Raw genomic sequence first — 18019 nt, forward strand, 5'->3', positions numbered from 1 at the left:
AACATGTCAGTCATTGCCGTTGTGAATTTAATTTTAATTATTATTTTAGTAGGGTTATTAGCGAATATGCTTTATGTTTATGTAAGTTTAAAACGTAAAGCTACACAGCTAGAAGAAGCAGAATTCCGTGTACAAAGTAAAAATCAACAATTAATTGATACACGAGAAAGAGATTCTTTCAATGCAGGTCACATTATGGGAGCACGTAATTTCCCATATAGTATGTTAAAAGAGGTAGGTCAATCTTTACGTAAAGATCGTCCAATCTACTTATACGCTCAAACAAAAGGAATGGAAGCACGTTCTGTTAATGTTTTGTATAAACAAGGATTCCGCAATATTTATGTCTTAAAAGGCGGATTTGATCAATGGACAGGCCGCGTGAAAAAAACACAATAAGAAAAAACCTCAAGAATTGCTTCTTGAGGTCTTTTTTATGAACGAGCGTGACTCTTACGCATTGCTTTTTTACGGTTTTCGTTAACAAATTCTTCTTTCTTTTCAACCGGTTCAATGACTGTTTTTTTCACCCCATAAAGGGCAGCAGCAACGCCAGCACCTAAAACGGCAGCACCAGATAAGAATCCTTTAGTAAAGTTTTTCATTACAAATCCCTCCTTCTTCTTTTTTATTATACCAAGAATAAAGAGGGAAAATCTATGATATTTGTTTTTCTATAAATGAAAATGATAAGATAAGAGAAAATAGAAGAGAGGAGCAATTGGATTGCAAAAAGTATTGGTAATTGCCGGACCTACAGCAGTAGGGAAAACAGCATTATCTATTGAATGGGCAAAAAAATGGAACGGAGAAATTATTAGTGGAGATTCCATGCAAGTGTATAAAAAATTGGACATTGGTACGGCAAAAGTAAAACCAGAAGAAATGCAAGGGATTCCCCACTACTTGTTAGACTATAAAGAACCAACAGTAGAATATAGTGTAGCGGATTTTCAAAAAGATGGAAGAAAAGCAATTGCAGAAATTGCACAAAAAGGAAAACTACCAATCATTGTAGGAGGCACGGGATTGTATTTGCAATCTTTACTTTATGATTTCCATTTAGGAACAAAAGAAGAAACGATTTCTAAAGAAGTAAAAGAACAAGTTGCTCAATGGCAGGAAGAAAAAACAGCTCAAGAATTGTGGGAAGAATTAAAACAGCGAGATGAAAAAACAGCACAAACGATTCATCCCAATAATCGTCGTCGTGTAGCTAGAGCACTTGAAGTAGTATTAAGTACAGGAGAAAGCTTCCAACAAAAAGAAACACCACAACCTCTCTATGATTTTCAATTGATTATTTTGAATACGGATCGAGAACGTTTATATGATCGAATTAATCAACGAGTGGATTTGATGATGGAAGAAGGACTATTAGACGAAGCGCAATGGGTACAGATGTTAGGACCTGTCCAAAGTAGTCGTGGAATTGGCTATAAAGAATTTATGCCTTATTTTTCAGGAGAGATTTCTTTAGAGGAAGCAATTAATGATGTGAAACAGCATTCTCGTCAATATGCCAAACGTCAATTAACTTGGTTCCGTAATCGATTATCAGGAACTTGGCTTGATCTTTGGCAAGAAGGAGAAAAAGAGAGAGTAGAAAAAGAGGTTCAAGAATGGTTGAAAAATTAACAAAAGAGCGAGTATTAGTTTGCGGTGCGTATACCCAAAAAGAAAAAGAACATTTTCAATCTTCCATGGAAGAATTAAAACGTTTAGTAGAAACCGCACAAGGAGAAGTCATTGTTGAAAATATTCAACATCGAGAAGATATCGATCAAAAAACCGTGCTAGGAAAAGGAAAAATTGCGGAAATTCAAGAGCAAGTAATCGCAGAAAACATTGATCTTGTGGTGGTTAATACAAGTCTAACTCCTCGTCAATTAGCGAATTTAGAAGAAATTTTACCTTGCCGTGTAATTGACCGTACGCAATTGATTTTAGATATCTTTGCCTTACGTGCTCGTTCAAAAGAAGGAAAATTACAAGTCGCAAAAGCGCAAATTGATTATTTATTACCTCGTTTAACAGTGATGAATGGTCATCTATCAAAACTTGGAGGAGGAATTGGGACTCGTGGACCAGGAGAAACAAAATTAGAAACCGATCGTCGTCACTTACACCGTCAACAACTCCGAATTCAAAAAGAATTAAAAGAAGTCAAAAAACATCGTGAACTAGCACGTAAAAATCGAACACAAAATAGTGGTTTAAATATTGGGTTAGTAGGATATACAAATGCTGGGAAATCTACATTTTTAAACGTATTAACACAAGCAGAAACCTATGAAAAAGATGAATTATTTGCGACGTTAGATCCATTGACTCGTCAATATCGTCTAAAAGAAGGATTGAAAATGACGTTTACTGATACGGTAGGATTTATCCAAGATTTACCAACAACTTTAGTGGAAGCTTTCCATTCTACTTTAGAAGAAACACAAAATATGGATCTTTTATTTCATATTGTAGATGCTAGTAGCCCAGAACGAGATGAGCAAGAAAAGACGGTACTACGTTTACTAGACGAATTAGGTTGTCAGTCTATTCCTGTATTAACTATTTATAATAAAATGGACCAAGTGGCAGGAGACTTTGTTCCTACTCAATTTCCGCACTTATGCCTTTCTTTAAAAGAAAGAGGAGCAAAAGAAGAAATCGAAACAGGAATTATCAAATTTTTACAAGAAATTTGGCAACCTTATACGTATTCTCTTCCTGTTTCTGAAGTACAAAAACTATATGCATTGCAAGAGTTTACTTTAGTTGAAAAAATGGAGTTTTCAGAAGAAGAAACGTATAATATAACTGGATATGGAAATCAAAAATATGCATATTTATATGAAAAATAGGAGGGTATATTAATGAATCAACGAATTATTGAAGCGAATACTACTGGATTAAATCGTTTTTTTGGTGAAGTATATGCCAAAGTTGCCTTAGGAGTTGGTGTTAGTGCATTAGTAAGTTTTATTTTAATTTACTTCATGCCTAATGTTTTAGTTGCTTTTGCCAATAGTACTATTTTATGGATAGTACTTTGTATCGTAGAAATTATGCTTGTAATTTCTGCTGGACATCGTGCTTACAGTGGCAATTCCTCTGGAACGATGATGATGTATATGGTTTATAGTATCATCAATGCGTTAACATTGACCGTTGGTTTAACGATTGTGAGCAGTCCAAAAGTAATTGCACAAGCGTTCTTAGTTACAGCATTAATGTTTGTTGCGATGTCGATTTATGGTCGTACAACGAAACGTGATTTAAGTGCTTGGCGTAATTTCTTGATGGGAATCAGTTTAGGAGTCATTATCACGTTATTGGTAAACTTAATCTTAGGTAGTGGTGCTTTAAGCTTCTTCTGTTCTTTAGTTTCTGTAGCTTTATTTGCTGGATATATGGCTTATGATACACAAATGATTATCCGTTTATATCAAATGGCAAACTCAGAAACAAAATCAGGATTAGCTACTTATGGTGCGATGAATCTATACATGGATTTAATCGCGATGTTTATTAACTTACTACAAATTTTAGATGTGTTTAACAGTGATAATAATAATTAGGAGGATATGATGAAAGAAGCGTGGAAGAAATTTTATCACGAAGGATTCCATTGGCGTGGAGAAATTACACGAAGTGAATTCTTTTGGGTCTATCCTTTCTTATGTTTAGTTCCTATTTTAGCAATGCTTTGCTTAGCGGGATATTTATTTATGGATAATGCCTTTGGTTCCTTTTTAGCTACGTTAGGTTGCTTTTTAATCATTCTACATCTTATCCTAATTTACCCATCTTTTGTTTGGTTAGTAAAACGTTGGCGTAATGCAGGATGGAGTAACTTTGGTTGGTTGAGCATCTTTGCTTTATGGTATTGCACCTTTATGTCTGAACTGGCAACGCATGCAGAATGGTGGGCAACACTAATTCAGATTGTAGCTTGGTTAGTTTTATTGGTGAGTGTTTTTATTCCTACTCATCATCTAAAAGCAAACAAAAATCATCCATGGATGTCTATCTTTTTCCAAAAATAAAAAAAATCCTTTCTCAATTATGAGAAGGGATTTTTTTATGTTGAGTCTTTGTTATTCTTTTCGAACTCGTGCTATAATAGTAACATTGATAAGGATACGAAGAAAAAAATTACCTAAAAAGGTAAAGAAAGGGGAACTCTGTGAGTAAAATTAGAGTAATTCCTTTTGGTGGCGTTCGAGAGCATGGTCGCAAGCTCTATGCCATTGAAGTGGATCAAGATATTTATATTTGCGATTGTGGATTGAAGATTCCAGAAACAGAAATGTTAGGAGTCGATGTAGTTATTCCAGACTTTCGCTATTTAGTAGAAAATGAAGATCGTGTTTGTGGTGTCTTTTTAAGCCATGGACATGCGGATGCGATTGGCGCATTACCTTATTTATTAGAACAAATTCAAGTACCTGTTTTTGGTTCAGAATTAACGATTGCTTTAGCAAAAATGTATGTACGTAATTATGCACCAGCGAAAAAATTTAATGATTTCCATGTTGTAAATGAAGGAACAGAAATCGATTTTTCTTGTGCGACCATTTCTTTCTTTAAAACGACTCATTCCATTCCAGATTCATTAGGAATTGTCGTTCATACTAAAGAAGGAAATATTGTTTATACTGGAGATTTCAAATTTGATCAAAGTGCAAATCCAATGTACCAAACAGATTATGTCCATTTAGCTCAAATTGGAAGTCAAGAAGTATTATTACTACTTTCAGATTCAACAGGTGCGGATAACCCAGAACCTGTAGCAAGTGAACGTCAAATTGAAGAATCAATGAATGAAACCTTCCGCTATTGGGAAGGACGTATTATCGTTTCTTGTGTGGCAGGAAATATTCAACGCATTCAACAGATTTTAAATGCAGCTTATCAATCTTATCGCAAAGTAGTGATTATGGATGGAAACATCAATGAAATTTTACGTATTGCGATTGATCTTGGAAAATTAGAAGTGCCAAGTGATGATTTGATTATTAATTTAAAGCAAATGAAAAAATATCCAGATGACGAAATTGTGATTTTAGAAGCAGGCAATATGGGAGAGCCGATTAAGGCAATTCAAAAAATGGCCAAACAACAACATCGTCATGTCAATATTAAAGAAGGAGATTTAGTATATCTTGCGACAACTCCTTCTTTAGCTATGGAAATTTTTGTAGTTCAAACAGAAAACTTAATCTATAAAGCTGGTGGAGATGTAAAAGCAGTGTATGGTGATTTCCGTGCTTCTGGACATGGAGATCCTGATGATTTGCGTTTACTTTATAACCTATTAAAACCAAAAAGTTGTTTGCCAATCCAAGGCGAATATCGTGAATTACAAGCGAATGCAGATATTATGCATGAGCAAGGAATGCCTTGGTCTAATATCTTTATTGCTTCTTGTGGCGATATTATTGAATGGGATGAGAAAAAACAAAAATTTGTTATGACAGGTTCTGTTCCAGCAGAAAATGTCATGATTGATGGGTTAGGTGTTGGTGATATCGGAAATATCGTTTTACGAGACCGTAAAATTTTATCTGAAGATGGAATTTTTATTACAGTGGTAACCATCGATCGCAAAGCGAAAAAGATTATTACAAAACCGCAAATTACTTCTCGTGGCTTTGTCTATGTAAAAGCAAGTAAAGAATTGTTAAAAGAAGCGAGTCAAATGGTCACGCAAATCATTGAGCATTATTTGGCAGAGGATGACTTTGAATGGGCAGATATGAAGCAAGACATTAAAGACCAATTAAGTCGTTTCTTATTTGCACAAACAAGACGCCGTCCAGTAATTTTACCTGTAATTATGGAAGCAAATCCACAAAGAAAACGTCGTCATAAATCATAAAAGAAAGACTGGATTTCCAGTCTTTCTTTTGTTAGGGGGAATGAGATGTCAAAAAAACAAGATCATGTTCAAGAATATATTCGGAACTTAACACCCGGGCAACAGATTTCTGTACGTCAATTAGCACAATTATTACATGTGAGTGAAGGAGTCGCTTACCGTGGAATTCAAAAAGCAAAAGAAGAAGGAATTGTTTCTACTATTCCACGTGTAGGAACTGTGCGTATCAGTAATGAATCATTCAAAAAAGAACTTCATTATGCAGATATTGTTAAAATGATTGATGGGGTTGTATATAGTGGTAAAGATTATTTAGAAAAGCCATTAGAATATTTTATGATTGGGGCAATGGAAGAGGAAACGATGAAAAAATTCATGAAACCTCATGCTCTAATGATTGTAGGGAATCGAGAATATATTCAATTAGAATCTTTAAAACAAGGAATGGCAGTTTTAATTACAGGAGGTTTCCCACCTAGTGAAGGAATTAAAGCAGCTAGTGAATATTATCAATTTCCAGTGATTGGAACGAATTATGATACTTTTACTGTAGCAACAATGATCAATAAGGCATTAGGGGAACAAAAATTGATGCAATCAATTATTCAAGTAAAAGATGTCAAAATTCCAGTGCAACAAACGATTACTTTAGAAAAAGAAAATACGGTCGCTGATTATGAGGCGATTTGCCAAAACCAAAAAGTAATTCCAATTGTGGATGCTCAAAAAAGGGTAGAAGGACTAGTGAGTGAACGAGAAGTAAAAGGGAAGCCTCGTAATACTCCATTAGGGAAAATTATGCAAACAAAGATTGTTTTTGTCCGCAATCATTCTAATGTAGCTAGCGTAGCTCATTTATTGCTTTGGGATGAGTTTTCTTATTTACCTGTAGTTAAAGAAAATGGGGTGATTGATGGACTCGTTTCTAAAGAAATGATGCTAGAAGGCATTGAAAAACGAAAACAAAATCAACATTTAAAACAAAAAACAATTTTTGATACGCTCCATACCATTTTAGAAGAACGTATGACAGTAGATGGTCATCTTCGTTTTGCTGCTAAAGTACATCCAGGAATGATTCATAGTGATGGTACTTTGGCAGAAAGTGTCTTAACAGAATTAATTGTAGCTGTAGCTAAAAGAAAAGTACAAGAAGAATACATTGCGCATGATTTACAATTAGAAGAATTAAATGTGCATTTTTTTAAAGCAATTCCAGTAGCTGCAGAAATTGAATTAGAAGCAAAAATTTTAGGGATGCAACAAAATTTTATTAAAATGGAAGTAGAAATTTATCATAGTAAAGAAGTCGTTACAAAAGCTTATTTTGTAGCACATATTGTTTAGGAGGATTTTATGGATTTTACAAATTTATGGACAGAAATTAAAGCTGCACAAACAATTATTATTTGCCGTCATATCCATCCAGACCCAGATGCTTTAGGTTCTCAAGGAGGATTGGCAACTTTATTAAGTCAAGCTTTTCCAGATAAACGAGTTTTATGCTTTGGTTCTATGTCTAAAGATTTACAATATTTGAATCAAATGGATCGAGTAAAAGAAGAAGATTTTCAAGATGCCTTATTGATTACAACCGATACTGCCAATCTTGATCGCCTTGATGGAAAAGATTTTTTACCTTTAGCTAAAAAAGTATTAAAAATTGACCATCATCCTAATGAAGATCATTATGCAGATGAAGAATGGGTAGATACAAAAGCAAGTAGTACAAGTGAAATTATTTATGATTTTTATCATCAATTCAAAGAAGAATTAACTTTAACTCCAAAAGTAGCTTATCTTCTTTATGCAGGAATTGTTGGGGATACAGGTCGCTTTTTATTTAACAATACAACAAGTCACACTTTTGAAGTCGTAAGTGAATTAGTAAAACAACCTTTTGATGTCGCAAAACTAAATCGTCAATTTATCGAAAAAGAACGTAAAGTATTAAAACTAGAAGGTTATTTATTAGACCACTTCACATGCACCGAAGAAGGAGTGGGTTATTTTTATATTACCAATGAATTGATTGAACAATTTGGCTTAGAGCATGAAGATACAGCTTCTTGTGTTGGTTTAATGGGGAATGCTAAAGAAGTAAAAGTTTGGGTACTATTTTTAGAAAAGAAAGCTCATCCAGGAAATTACCGTTGTCGCTTACGCTCTAAAGAATTGCCAATCGTTGAAGTGGCTAAAGCTCATGAAGGAGGAGGACATCCTTTAGCTAGTGGCGCAAATGCTTACTCTTTAGAAGAAACAGAAGCAATCATTGAAGAATTAAAAGCGGTTGTAAAGGAGAAATAAGATGCCAGAATTACCAGAAGTAGAAACCGTTTGCCGTGGATTACGTCCTTTAGTACAAAACAGAATGATTAAAGAAGTAATCATTACTCGACCTTCGATTATTGAAGGAAAAGAAGAAGATTTTCGCCAAATAATGGTTGGAAAAACGATAAAAGGAATTGCTCGTCATGGAAAATATATCATTTTTATTTTGAATGAAGGGTATTTATTAAGTCATTTACGTATGGAAGGAAAATATCGAGTGACAAAAAAAGACGAGCCTCTAGAAAAACATACGCATGTTCGTTTTCTTTTAGACAATGGAGAAGAGTTACGTTATCAAGATGTGCGCGCTTTTGGTAAAATGTGCTATTTACCAAATAAAGAAGCTTTGATTACAGCCTTGTCCCATGTAGGAAAAGAGCCTTGGGATAAAAACGAAGAAGAATTTTACCAAGAACTAAAAAAATATCGTTCAGCCATTAAAAGTGTATTACTAAACCAAAAAGTAATTAGTGGCTTAGGAAATATCTATGTCGATGAAGTGTTATTTAAAGCTCAAGTCCATCCTGAAACAAAAGCGAATGAAATTACAAAAGAGGAAAGTGCAAGTATTTTAAAAGCGAGTCAAGAAATTTTGCAGGCGGCCATTGAAGCAGGAGGCTCAACAATCCACACTTATAAAAATGCGGAAGGGAAGTCTGGAGCTTACCAAAAACAATTACAAGTGTATGGAAAAAAAGGAGAACCTTGTCCACGATGTCAGACCCCAATTGAAAAAATTAAAGTTGGAGGAAGGGGGACGCACTTTTGTCCAAACTGTCAACCGATAAAATCTTAATTGGCTTAACAGGAAATATCGCTTGTGGCAAGTCCACAGTGGCTCAATATCTAAAAAAAGAAGGAATGGAAATCTTAGATGCAGATTGTGTCGCAAGAGAAATTGTTTTGCCAGGAACTCCAGCATTAAAAGAAATTGTCCAAACTTTTGGTAAAGAATATTTACACACAGATGGGACTTTAAATCGAAAAAAATTAGGTCGTCATATTTTTGCCGATGAAACGGAACGACAAAAATTAGATCAAATTATGGCTCAATACTTACAACAAGGGTTCCAAGCTAAAATTGATCAGAGTCAAGCTTCGCATTTAATTTTTGATATGCCATTATTATTTGAACAAAATTATGACCAAGATATGGATGCCATTATTGTGGTTCATGTCCAAGAATCGATTCAACAAGAGCGATTACAACAAAGAGATCATTGTTCTTTAGAAGAAGTGAAACAAAAAATGCAAAGCCAAATGCCACTTAAAGAAAAACAAAAACAAGCGACTTGGCAAATTGATAATAATGGTACGAAGGAAGAAACAGAAGAACAATGTCAAAAACTCCTACCAAAACTTAAAAAATTAGTAAAAAAAGAAATGCACTCCTGATATTGTGCTATAATAATAACGATTTGAAGCGTAAAAAGTGGTGTGATTGGGGTGAGTATCATTTCAAAAGAAGAAAAAAAAGAGGAAGAAACAAAAAAACATCAACATAAACAAAAAATTCGAGATAAATTTTTACGAGTGGATTGGTTTATTTTACTTCCTTATTTGATTTTATCAGTTACAGGGGTAATCATGGTTTATAGTGCCAGCTCTTATCGTCTTTTACAAGAAGGATTACCGATGTGGAGCTCCGCAAGTAAACAATTAATCTTTTTTATTTTATCGTTGATTTTAATTGGCGTGATTTACACAATGAAAATTAAGGTTTTCCGAGATAGTCGACTCGTCAATTACTTTTTTTATTTTGTTTTAGTACTATTAGTCTATGTTTTACTTTTTGGTCAAAGAATTAATGGGGCGAAAGGATGGATTTCTTTACCAGGATTCCAATTCCAACCTTTAGAGCTATTTAAATTAGCATTAGTAATTATGATGGCTCGTTATTTGACTTATCGTCAGTTTTGGACCTTTGCTAGAAAATGGCATTTTTGGTTCTTTACTTTCTTTGGATTACTATTAATTCGTTTACAACCAGATAATGGTGGGGTTGTTATTTGTGCACTTTTAATTTTAGCGTTATTGGTATGTAATGGAGAAAGTCCAAAAATTTCAGGAGCCGCGACATTACTTTTCTATGTTGTAGCGGTTTTGGGGATTTTCTTTTTACCATATATTTTACCGATGCAAGAATATCAAAAAGCGCGCTTTTTAGTAGCTCAACATCCATTTGATTATGCTAGAGGAGAAGGACATCAGTTAATTAATTCTTACTATGCGTTAAGTAATGGTGGTTGGTTTGGTACAGGTTTAGGAAACAGTATTGAAAAGAAAGGATTCCTACCTGAAGCACAAACCGACTTTATCTTTTCCATTACGGTAGAAGAACTAGGAATGTTCTTTGGTCTTTTCATTATCGGCCTACTTTTATTGTTAGTTCTTCGTATTTTATACATTGGAATTAAAGCACAAAGTCGTTTTAATTCTTATCTATGTATCGGAATTAGTATGATGATCTTTATTCAAATGTTTATCAATTTAGGTGGATTAGTTGGTATTATTCCTTTAACTGGGGTAACACTCCCGTTTATCAGTCAAGGGGGTTCGAGTTTAATTGTTCTTTCGATTGGAGTTGGCTTAGCCTTAAACGTAAGTGCAACCGAAAGAGATTATCGTTTATCCACAAAGAAAAGAAGACGTTTAAAAATTTTCGAATAAGGAGGGGATGGACGGATTCGTCCATCTTTTTTTATCAATGATTTATAATGAAGAATATTTTCAATTAGAAGAAAGTGTAGATCAATTAAGTCAGGCACTGCTTAAAAGTGAAATCTATCAAAATTATAAAAAAGCAGAGGAAAAATTAAAAAATAAAGAAGTGGAAATGAGCTATCAAGCAGTGGTAGATGCTCAAAAGAAATTTTTTCAAATTGCGGAATATGGGAAATATGCTCCAGGGTATAAAGAAGCAAGAAGAGCATTTTATGCCCAAAAAAGAGCGTATGATTGTTTACCAGAAGTAGCTGCTTATCGTCGTGCGCTTTTGGATTGGCAAAAACTATATTATACTGTTATAGAGAAAATGGTTCACACCATCGATGAATCAATTATGATTGAGGGAGGAGGTTTATGGGGTGAACGAAACTGTAAAGGAAACTGTCATGGACACAGTACCCACCATTAGAGAAAGTGAATTTCAACGCACAAAACGTATTGGCTTATGTGTTTTTGTGAAACGACTAAAATACATTCGTCATATTAAATCGTACGGAATGATTCATTATGTTTCCAAAAAGAATCAATATGCGTTAATTTATGTGGAAAAAGAAAAAGAGGACGAAATTATTTCTGCCTTAGAACAACAACATTTTGTCTTAAAAGTAGAACCTTCTAAAAAAGATGAAATTCGTTTAGATTATTCAGAAGAAAAGAAAGGAAAATAACACATGAGAGTCATTGCTGGAGAATATCGTGGTCGTCGTTTGAAATCTTTAGAAGGAAAACAAACTCGTCCCACAACAGATAAAGTAAAAGAAGCTGTATTCAGTATGATTGGCCCTTACTTTGATGGAGGAACATGCTTAGATTTATATAGTGGAAGTGGAGGCTTAGCAATTGAAGCTTTGTCTCGCGGTATGAAAGAAGCGTATTGTATTGATCATCATTATCAAGCAATTAAAGTCATCAAAGAAAATATGGAATTGGTAGGTTGTGCTGACCGAGCAGTGATTTTAAAACAGGATGCAAATCAAGCATTGCAACAATTTGCAGCTCAACGTCAAAGCTTTGATTTGATTTTTTTAGATCCCCCATATGCAAAACAAGAAATTGAGAAACAATTAACCTTTATTATGGAAAATCAATTATTAAGCGATATGGGTATTATTATGTGCGAAGTCGATGCCAAAACCGTAGAGTTACCTGATGAAATTGCAGGATTATACTGTCGCCGTCGTGCTACTTATGGTATTACTCAAATTGTCTTATATGAAAAGGATGAATAGAATGACAATAGCAATTTATAGTGGCTCGTTTGATCCAATTACTCTAGGACATTTAGATATCATCCAAAGAGCCAGTCAACTTTTTGCAAAAGTCATTGTAGTGGTGACACAAAATCGTAATAAGTCCTCTTGGCTTTCTTTAGAAAAAAGAAAAAATTGTGTAGAAAAAAGTGTTGCTTCTTTTTCTAATGTTCAAGTGATACAAAATAAAGATCAATTGGCAGTAGATATAGCCAAAGAATACCCAAATGCCGTGTTTTTAAGAGGAATTCGCTCTATGAATGACTTTGAAAATGAGTGGACATTGAGTCAGTGGAACCAAGAGTTAGGAGGGGTAGATACTTTGTTTTTACCCGCCAAAAAAGAATATCTAACTCTTTCTTCCACCTATGTTCGTGAACTATTCTCTTATGGGACGCAGTATCAATCCTATGTGCCAAAAGAAATTTGGACAGAATTAGAAGCAGAAAGGGGAAAAAATGGATAAAGAAAAGAAACGTCATTCTCTATGGTATATTATCAGTGCTCTTCTTTTAATTGTAGGAGTGGGAGCTATTTTCTTCTTTTGTTTTCCATTAAAAAATTATGTAATTGAAGCTCCAGGTAGCGCTGAGCCGTTGACAGAAATGGTAACCGTCAATGGAAAAAAAGAAAAAGCAAAGGGAGATTTTTATTTAACCACTGTGATGTTGCGTCAAGCCACTCCTTACCTTTATTTAGAAGCAAAAAAAGATCCTTATATGCAAGTGATGAAAAAAGAAGAGGTCATGGGAAAAGATACTGATTCTAAAGAATATGACCAAATGCAACAATATTATATGGAAACCTCGCAAAATATCGCCAAAAAAGTGGCTTTATCTCTAGCTAAAAAACCTTATCATTTAAAATATGATGGAATTTATGTTTTAGATGTAGAAAAGGATTCTGATTTTTACCATAAATTAGCGGTGGGAGATTGGATTACAAAAATCAATCAAAAGTCTTTCTCTTCTGCTGATGAAATGATTCGTTATCTACAAAAACAAAAGGCTGGAACAAAAGTAACCCTTACAGTGAAAAAAGAAGGGAAAGAAAAAGAAATTACTGGGGTTTTGAAAAAAATTAAAGCCACAAAAAAAGTTGGACTAGGAATTGGTTTAGTAACCAAAACAAAAATTGAAACGCCAGAAAAAATTAAATTTACCGTAGGAGATATTGGCGGTCCTTCGGCTGGAATGATGTTTACTTTGCAAATTTATGAACTACTAACACATAAAGATTTGCAAAAAGGACGTAAAATTGCAGGTACAGGTGAAATTTATCCAGATGGTACAATTGGCCGGATTGGTGGAATTCAAGATAAAATCGTAGCTGCAGATGCTAGTGGAGCAGAAATCTTTTTAGCGCCAGATGATACATGGCCAAAAGAATTAGGGAAAAAACCAAAAGATTTCCAATCAAATTATGCGGAAGCTAAAAAAACGGCTAAAGATATTCATACAAAAATGAAAGTGGTGCCTGTAAAAACTGTACAAGATGCCATCCACTATTTAGAAAAGAGCAACTAGAAATAGTTGCTTCTTTTTTTTGTATAAATAGATGAGGTGAGGAAAATGGAAATCGAAGAAAAGAAAAAGAAATTAATTTTACTTATCATCATCGTTCTTGTGGTTGGCGGAGGAATATGGTTTTTGGGATCAAAAAGAGAACCTCAAGAATTAGCCCCTTCTGATCCTGTGGAATCAACAGAAGCAACCTCTTTGGCAAAAGATACTGGAGAAACGAGTGCTTCTTTGAAAGAAGAATCTACAACTAAAAAAATCTATGTAGATATGAAAGGAGAAGTAAAGCATCCTGGAATGTATCCTTTACAAGAAGGAGATCGAGTATATGATGCGATTCAAGCAGCAGGAGGATTAACGAAAGCAGCAGAAAAAGATCGTTTAGATTTGGCACAAAAAGTACAAGATGAAATGACGGTTATCATTCCTAAAAAAGGGGAGAAGAAAAAAGATTGGCTTCGCTATCCAAAAGGAGAAACTGCTACTTCCCAAACCAATTCATCTTCAGCAGGGGGAGCAAAGGACAGTGGACAGGAGGAAGAAGGAGGAAAAATTTCGGTTAATCAAGCGACTTCAGAACAACTACAAACGATTGATGGAATTGGCGAGAAAAAAGCACAAAAAATTATTCAATATCGAGAAGAGAAAGGGCAAATTCAGTCGCTAGATGAGCTACAAAATATTGATGGTTTTGGTGAAAAAACAGTAGAAAAATTAAAGAAGGCGTTAGTTCTATGATCGAAAAAGAACGGATACTAATACAAAGTCCTCTTTTTGCTTTTTTACTTTGGGGAGTCTCTTGGTTTTTTCTTTCCTCTTCTTATCAAGGATTAGGATTGGTATTAGCAGTACTTGTTTTTCTTCGTCTGTGGCAAATTCAAAATAAGAAAGAGCATCTTTTATTAGTAATAGTATGTCTATTTGCATCCTTTTTATTATTGGAAGAAAAGAAAATCATAGAAGCTCCTTTTCAAGAACAAGAAGTTTCATGGCTAGTAAAACCAAAGTGGGAAACGAAAGAAGAGAAAGAAAATCAAACGTCTTTAATCGTAGAATACAAAAATCAAGAATATCAATTATGGTTACCAAAAAAGAAAGTTCCATCTGCTCCTTTTTCTTATTGGCAAATAAAGGGAGTGGTACAAAATGGACAAAAAGCTAGATTCCAACATGGCTTTCATGAGTGCTTATATTTTAGAGGAAAGCATCTAGCAGGAAAAATCATGGGAAAAGATGTGACAGTTTGTTCTCCTTTTCTTCCTTCTTGGCACCAAAAGATGCAACTTTGGATTCAAAAAAAGGTGCATGCATTTCCTTCTTGTACACAAAAATATATTAATCAGTTATTATTAGGAAAAAATATGACCGAAGGAGAGGTGAAAAAAGCCTATCGTCAATTAGGTGTGATTCATCTATTAAGCTTATCTGGATTACAAGTATTATTAATGGTTTGGGTAGTGCGTAAAATTTTATGGCAATGTCATTTACCAAGAGAAATTACTTTCTTTTGTGAATTAGTTTTATTATGGAATATTTATTGGTTTTGCGGGCAAGGAATTGGAATTATTCGTAGTGGTTTGCAATATATTTTTTTACGTATTTTTCAGCATTTTTCCTTAAAGCCTACTCTATATGAGACATGGGGCTTAGCGTTTTGCTGTCATTGGCTTTTTTGTCCAAGTCTTGGACTTCAAGTAGGAGCTGTTTTAAGTTATTTGTTAAGTTTATTTGCTTACTTTTGTTTTTATGAAAAAGAAAAGCATGGTTCATTATTGTTTTTCTTTCTCTTATGTCTAGTCATGTCTCGCTTTTTCTTTGAAGTTTCGATTTGGAGTACATTTTGGAATTTTATTTTTGCTCCTTTATTTACCTATCTTTTAATTCCTTTTTTATTTGGATATTTTTTTATTTTCTCTTTCTTTTCTTTTGCTCCCCTACAGCAATTAGTAGAGAATGCCTTACGACAGTTAGACCAATTGGTTATTTTTGGTAATCAATATAATTTTTCTTTGACCCTAAAACCATTTTCTAGTATTCTTCTTTGTCTTTGTTTAGTTACTTTTTTGTGGTATTGGCAAAGGCGTTTTTTCCAACAAAAAACAAAGGGATTGTGGTGGATGCTACTTCTACTATTCATCCTCAATCCTTGCACATTGAAAAAAGAAATGAATGTCATTGATATTGGACAAGGAGATGCCATTTTGTTTTCTGGCTCTCATTATGCTCAAGAACATTATCTTGTGGACTGTGGAGGAAAAATTGGTCAACAAGGACCCAAAAGGGAAGATGCAGAGAGGAATTTAATTCCTTTTTTGAAAAGTAAAGGAGTATGGAAGATTAAAACGTTATTTATTACTCACGCAGATTGGGATCACATGGGAAATATGGTAGCTTTAGCTAAAAATTTTCAAGTTGAGCAGGTGATGTATTCTTTAGGCTGTGATAAAAAAGGCACTTTTGCTAGAGAAAAAGCAGCTTGGCAAAAAATACAACCAAAAACAAAATTTGTTCCGCTCATTGCTGGAAAGCAAGAAAAAAATCAAACGTTAACTTGGAAAACCTTATGGCCTAAAGAAGAAGGAAGTGGACGTAATGAGGACTCTTTGGTTTTACAAGTGCATCTGGGAAAAAGAAAATGTTTATTACTAGGAGATGCACCAAAAGAAGTAGAAAACCAATTACCTTCTTTGACGACAGATTTTATTAAATTAGGGCATCATGGTAGTCATACTTCAAGTGATGAAAATTGTTTGAGAGCTTGGAAACCAAAAATAGCTTTGATTTCTTGTGGCTACCATAATCGCTTCCATCATCCTCATCCAGAAGTATTAGCGGTTTTAAAAAAAGAAAAAATTCCTTATTATCGTACTGATCTACAAGGAACGATTACCTATCAAGTTTCGTTATTAGGAAAAGAAAAAATTCAAGTAGCTATTCCTTAAGAAAAGATGATAGAAAAAGAGAAATCGACTATAATAAATGAAGAATAGAAAGGGGCGAAACAAATGAATTACACAACAGCGAAAAAGCAAATGCAAGAGGGGAGTATCGCTCCTTTTTATCTATGGCAAGATCTTGATCAAGTACAAAAAGAGCGCTTATTAGCTATCATTCAAGAACAAAGACCAGAAGCAGAGTGGATTCGTTTTCCAGAAGAAGATCTTCCTTCTTTAATTGCCGAAGCAGAAAGCTATTCTTTTTTAGGAGAAGGAAAAGTCATTGTTTTAGAAAGTTGTACTTTTTTAAGTACCAAAACAGAAGTACCAAAAGAAGAAATTGAAGCCTTCCAAGCCTTTTCTCAACAGTTACCAGAAGAAGTAATCCTGATTTTTTATTGTGATGGACAAAAACTTGATAAAAGAAAACAAGTGACAAAACAAGTGTTAAAACAAGCTGTGAGTGTTACACAAGAGGAATGGAAAGAAAAAGATTGGAAAAATTATTTACGTCAGCAAATTCAAACTCAAGGTTATGCCATTTCTGAAGAAAATTTACAATTTTTATTTCAACGTTTGCCACAAAAGCGCGATGAAATCAAAAAAGAGTTAGAAAAATTATTCTTATATAGTACAGGAGAACAAGAGATTACAAAAGAAGGCATTGATGCGACCATTGAGCCTAATTTAGAAGAGCATCTCTTTGCGATTAGTGATCACTTATTAGAAAGAAATGTTGGAGAAGCAGTGCGTATTTATCGCCAATTAAAAGTACAAGGAGAAGATACAATTAAGATGAATTATTTGTTATTAATGCAAATTCGTCTTTTATTACAGGTAAAAATTTTACAGGAAAAAGGATATTCGAAAGAACAAATGCAAAAAGCATTAGGTATTCATCCTTATCGTATTGAATTGGCAAAAAGACAGACTCGGCAAGTTTCTTTGAAAAAACTAGAAACGATGTATCGTTATGCAGTAGAAGTAGAACAAGCGTTAAAATCAACGGGAATGGATGAAGACTTTTTATTCGAGTTATTGTTAAGTCGTTTATAAAATAAAAAATCGCAGTGAGAAGACTGCGATTTTTTATTATTTGCTTAATTTAGATGCTAAACGAGATTTTTCACGGTTTGCTTTATTTTTGTGGATTAAACCTTTTGATAAAGCCATGTCGATAGCACGAGTAGCTTCTTTGAATAAGTCTTGTACGTTATCTGCTTTTGCTTCTACTGCTTTTTCAAATTTTTTGATGGCAGTACGCATAGCTGAGATTTGTGCTGAATTTTTTTCATTTGCTTTTTCGCTTGTACGTACGCGTTTGATTGCTGATTCGATGTTTGGCATGATTTCACCTCCCACATTAATCTTACATTC

21 protein-coding genes are annotated in these 18019 nt (G+C 34.0%); 19 read left to right on the forward strand and 2 right to left on the reverse strand.

Annotated features, from left to right (window positions below):
- The first annotated feature begins 3 nt into the window (after positions 1 to 3).
- Positions 4 to 399, forward strand: coding sequence for a rhodanese-like domain-containing protein (locus C683_RS05725; protein ID WP_009491937.1), 396 nt, complete (start codon positions 4 to 6; stop codon positions 397 to 399).
- Positions 400 to 434: 35 nt separating this feature from the next.
- Here the strand turns inward: C683_RS05725 and C683_RS06515 are convergent, their stop codons facing one another.
- The gene (locus C683_RS06515) at positions 435 to 605 is read right to left on the reverse strand and encodes a DUF3042 family protein (protein ID WP_009491938.1); all 171 of its coding nucleotides are present in this window, start codon (positions 603 to 605) and stop codon (positions 435 to 437) included.
- Between the two features lie 121 nt (positions 606 to 726).
- Here C683_RS06515 and miaA point away from each other — a divergent pair, with 121 nt between their 5' ends.
- From miaA to holA, 18 genes are all read left to right on the forward strand, one after another.
- A complete protein-coding gene (miaA, locus tag C683_RS05730; RefSeq protein ID WP_009491939.1) occupies positions 727 to 1638 on the forward strand; it encodes a tRNA (adenosine(37)-N6)-dimethylallyltransferase MiaA in 912 nt (303 codons plus the stop codon).
- The gene (gene hflX / locus C683_RS05735; RefSeq protein ID WP_009491940.1) at positions 1623 to 2858 is read left to right on the forward strand and encodes a GTPase HflX; all 1236 of its coding nucleotides are present in this window, start codon (positions 1623 to 1625) and stop codon (positions 2856 to 2858) included. Before miaA ends, hflX begins: the two co-directional genes overlap by 16 nt.
- Before the next feature lie 12 nt (positions 2859 to 2870).
- Positions 2871 to 3575, forward strand: coding sequence for a Bax inhibitor-1/YccA family protein (locus tag C683_RS05740; RefSeq protein ID WP_009491941.1), 705 nt, complete (start codon positions 2871 to 2873; stop codon positions 3573 to 3575).
- A gap of 9 nt (positions 3576 to 3584) precedes the next feature.
- Positions 3585 to 4043, forward strand: coding sequence for a DUF805 domain-containing protein (locus C683_RS05745; RefSeq protein ID WP_009491942.1), 459 nt, complete (start codon positions 3585 to 3587; stop codon positions 4041 to 4043).
- A 140-nt stretch (positions 4044 to 4183) separates the two neighbouring features.
- A complete protein-coding gene (locus C683_RS05750; RefSeq protein ID WP_009491943.1) occupies positions 4184 to 5878 on the forward strand; it encodes a ribonuclease J in 1695 nt (564 codons plus the stop codon).
- A gap of 45 nt (positions 5879 to 5923) precedes the next feature.
- Positions 5924 to 7225 (forward strand): DRTGG domain-containing protein, encoded by a 1302-nt coding sequence (locus C683_RS05755; RefSeq protein ID WP_009491944.1) that lies wholly within the window; start codon positions 5924 to 5926, stop codon positions 7223 to 7225.
- 9 nt (positions 7226 to 7234) lie between these two features.
- Positions 7235 to 8185, forward strand: coding sequence for a DHH family phosphoesterase (locus C683_RS05760; RefSeq protein WP_009491945.1), 951 nt, complete (start codon positions 7235 to 7237; stop codon positions 8183 to 8185).
- Between the two features lies 1 nt (position 8186).
- Positions 8187 to 9005, forward strand: coding sequence for a DNA-formamidopyrimidine glycosylase (mutM, locus tag C683_RS05765; RefSeq protein WP_009491946.1), 819 nt, complete (start codon positions 8187 to 8189; stop codon positions 9003 to 9005).
- Positions 8975 to 9604 carry a dephospho-CoA kinase gene (gene coaE / locus C683_RS05770; protein ID WP_009491947.1) on the forward strand — a complete coding sequence of 210 codons (630 nt, stop codon included), beginning with the start codon at positions 8975 to 8977 and terminating at the stop codon, positions 9602 to 9604. The genes mutM and coaE overlap by 31 nt, the downstream gene beginning before the upstream one ends.
- Before the next feature lie 51 nt (positions 9605 to 9655).
- The gene (locus C683_RS05775) at positions 9656 to 10879 is read left to right on the forward strand and encodes an FtsW/RodA/SpoVE family cell cycle protein (protein ID WP_009491948.1); all 1224 of its coding nucleotides are present in this window, start codon (positions 9656 to 9658) and stop codon (positions 10877 to 10879) included.
- A gap of 7 nt (positions 10880 to 10886) precedes the next feature.
- Positions 10887 to 11345, forward strand: a complete 459-nt coding sequence (locus C683_RS05780; protein WP_009491949.1) for a YlbF/YmcA family competence regulator — start codon at positions 10887 to 10889, stop codon at positions 11343 to 11345.
- Positions 11296 to 11604: a DUF2129 domain-containing protein gene (locus tag C683_RS05785; protein WP_009491950.1), complete on the forward strand. Its 309-nt coding sequence runs from the start codon at positions 11296 to 11298 to the stop codon at positions 11602 to 11604. Before C683_RS05780 ends, C683_RS05785 begins: the two co-directional genes overlap by 50 nt.
- Positions 11605 to 11607: 3 nt before the next feature.
- On the forward strand, positions 11608 to 12165 hold the full coding sequence (gene rsmD / locus C683_RS05790; protein ID WP_009491951.1) for a 16S rRNA (guanine(966)-N(2))-methyltransferase RsmD: 558 nt from the start codon (positions 11608 to 11610) through the stop codon (positions 12163 to 12165).
- Position 12166: 1 nt separating this feature from the next.
- Positions 12167 to 12652, forward strand: coding sequence for a pantetheine-phosphate adenylyltransferase (gene coaD / locus C683_RS05795; RefSeq protein ID WP_009491952.1), 486 nt, complete (start codon positions 12167 to 12169; stop codon positions 12650 to 12652).
- Entirely contained in the window at positions 12645 to 13712 is a 1068-nt protein-coding gene (locus C683_RS05800; RefSeq protein ID WP_009491953.1) for a SepM family pheromone-processing serine protease, read from the forward strand. The genes coaD and C683_RS05800 overlap by 8 nt, the downstream gene beginning before the upstream one ends.
- Before the next feature lie 45 nt (positions 13713 to 13757).
- Positions 13758 to 14444: a helix-hairpin-helix domain-containing protein gene (locus C683_RS05805; protein ID WP_009491954.1), complete on the forward strand. Its 687-nt coding sequence runs from the start codon at positions 13758 to 13760 to the stop codon at positions 14442 to 14444.
- Positions 14441 to 16648, forward strand: a complete 2208-nt coding sequence (locus C683_RS05810; protein ID WP_009491955.1) for a ComEC/Rec2 family competence protein — start codon at positions 14441 to 14443, stop codon at positions 16646 to 16648. The genes C683_RS05805 and C683_RS05810 overlap by 4 nt, the downstream gene beginning before the upstream one ends.
- A gap of 63 nt (positions 16649 to 16711) precedes the next feature.
- Positions 16712 to 17698 carry a DNA polymerase III subunit delta gene (gene holA, locus C683_RS05815; protein WP_009491956.1) on the forward strand — a complete coding sequence of 329 codons (987 nt, stop codon included), beginning with the start codon at positions 16712 to 16714 and terminating at the stop codon, positions 17696 to 17698.
- Positions 17699 to 17734: 36 nt separating this feature from the next.
- Here holA and rpsT read toward each other — a convergent pair whose 3' ends face one another.
- On the reverse strand, positions 17735 to 17989 hold the full coding sequence (gene rpsT / locus C683_RS05820) for a 30S ribosomal protein S20 (protein ID WP_009491957.1): 255 nt from the start codon (positions 17987 to 17989) through the stop codon (positions 17735 to 17737).
- Positions 17990 to 18019 lie beyond the last annotated feature (30 nt).

This window comes from Catellicoccus marimammalium M35/04/3 (genome assembly GCF_000313915.1).
GTDB classification, from domain to species: domain Bacteria; phylum Bacillota; class Bacilli; order Lactobacillales; family Catellicoccaceae; genus Catellicoccus; species Catellicoccus marimammalium.

What these genes read in the sequence shown, in the direction of transcription:
- C683_RS05725 (WP_009491937.1), top strand. Translation starts at nt 4, where the DNA reads ATGTCAGTCATTGCCGTTGTGAATTTAATTTTAATTATTATTTTAGTA.
- C683_RS06515 (WP_009491938.1), bottom strand. Translation starts at nt 605, where the DNA reads ATGAAAAACTTTACTAAAGGATTCTTATCTGGTGCTGCCGTTTTAGGT.
- hflX (WP_009491940.1), top strand. Translation starts at nt 1,623, where the DNA reads ATGGTTGAAAAATTAACAAAAGAGCGAGTATTAGTTTGCGGTGCGTAT.
- C683_RS05740 (WP_009491941.1), top strand. Translation starts at nt 2,871, where the DNA reads ATGAATCAACGAATTATTGAAGCGAATACTACTGGATTAAATCGTTTT.
- C683_RS05745 (WP_009491942.1), top strand. Translation starts at nt 3,585, where the DNA reads ATGAAAGAAGCGTGGAAGAAATTTTATCACGAAGGATTCCATTGGCGT.
- C683_RS05755 (WP_009491944.1), top strand. Translation starts at nt 5,924, where the DNA reads ATGTCAAAAAAACAAGATCATGTTCAAGAATATATTCGGAACTTAACA.
- C683_RS05760 (WP_009491945.1), top strand. Translation starts at nt 7,235, where the DNA reads ATGGATTTTACAAATTTATGGACAGAAATTAAAGCTGCACAAACAATT.
- mutM (WP_009491946.1), top strand. Translation starts at nt 8,187, where the DNA reads ATGCCAGAATTACCAGAAGTAGAAACCGTTTGCCGTGGATTACGTCCT.
- C683_RS05780 (WP_009491949.1), top strand. Translation starts at nt 10,887, where the DNA reads ATGGACGGATTCGTCCATCTTTTTTTATCAATGATTTATAATGAAGAA.
- rsmD (WP_009491951.1), top strand. Translation starts at nt 11,608, where the DNA reads ATGAGAGTCATTGCTGGAGAATATCGTGGTCGTCGTTTGAAATCTTTA.
- coaD (WP_009491952.1), top strand. Translation starts at nt 12,167, where the DNA reads ATGACAATAGCAATTTATAGTGGCTCGTTTGATCCAATTACTCTAGGA.
- C683_RS05800 (WP_009491953.1), top strand. Translation starts at nt 12,645, where the DNA reads ATGGATAAAGAAAAGAAACGTCATTCTCTATGGTATATTATCAGTGCT.
- C683_RS05805 (WP_009491954.1), top strand. Translation starts at nt 13,758, where the DNA reads ATGGAAATCGAAGAAAAGAAAAAGAAATTAATTTTACTTATCATCATC.
- C683_RS05810 (WP_009491955.1), top strand. Translation starts at nt 14,441, where the DNA reads ATGATCGAAAAAGAACGGATACTAATACAAAGTCCTCTTTTTGCTTTT.
- holA (WP_009491956.1), top strand. Translation starts at nt 16,712, where the DNA reads ATGAATTACACAACAGCGAAAAAGCAAATGCAAGAGGGGAGTATCGCT.
- rpsT (WP_009491957.1), bottom strand. Translation starts at nt 17,989, where the DNA reads ATGCCAAACATCGAATCAGCAATCAAACGCGTACGTACAAGCGAAAAA.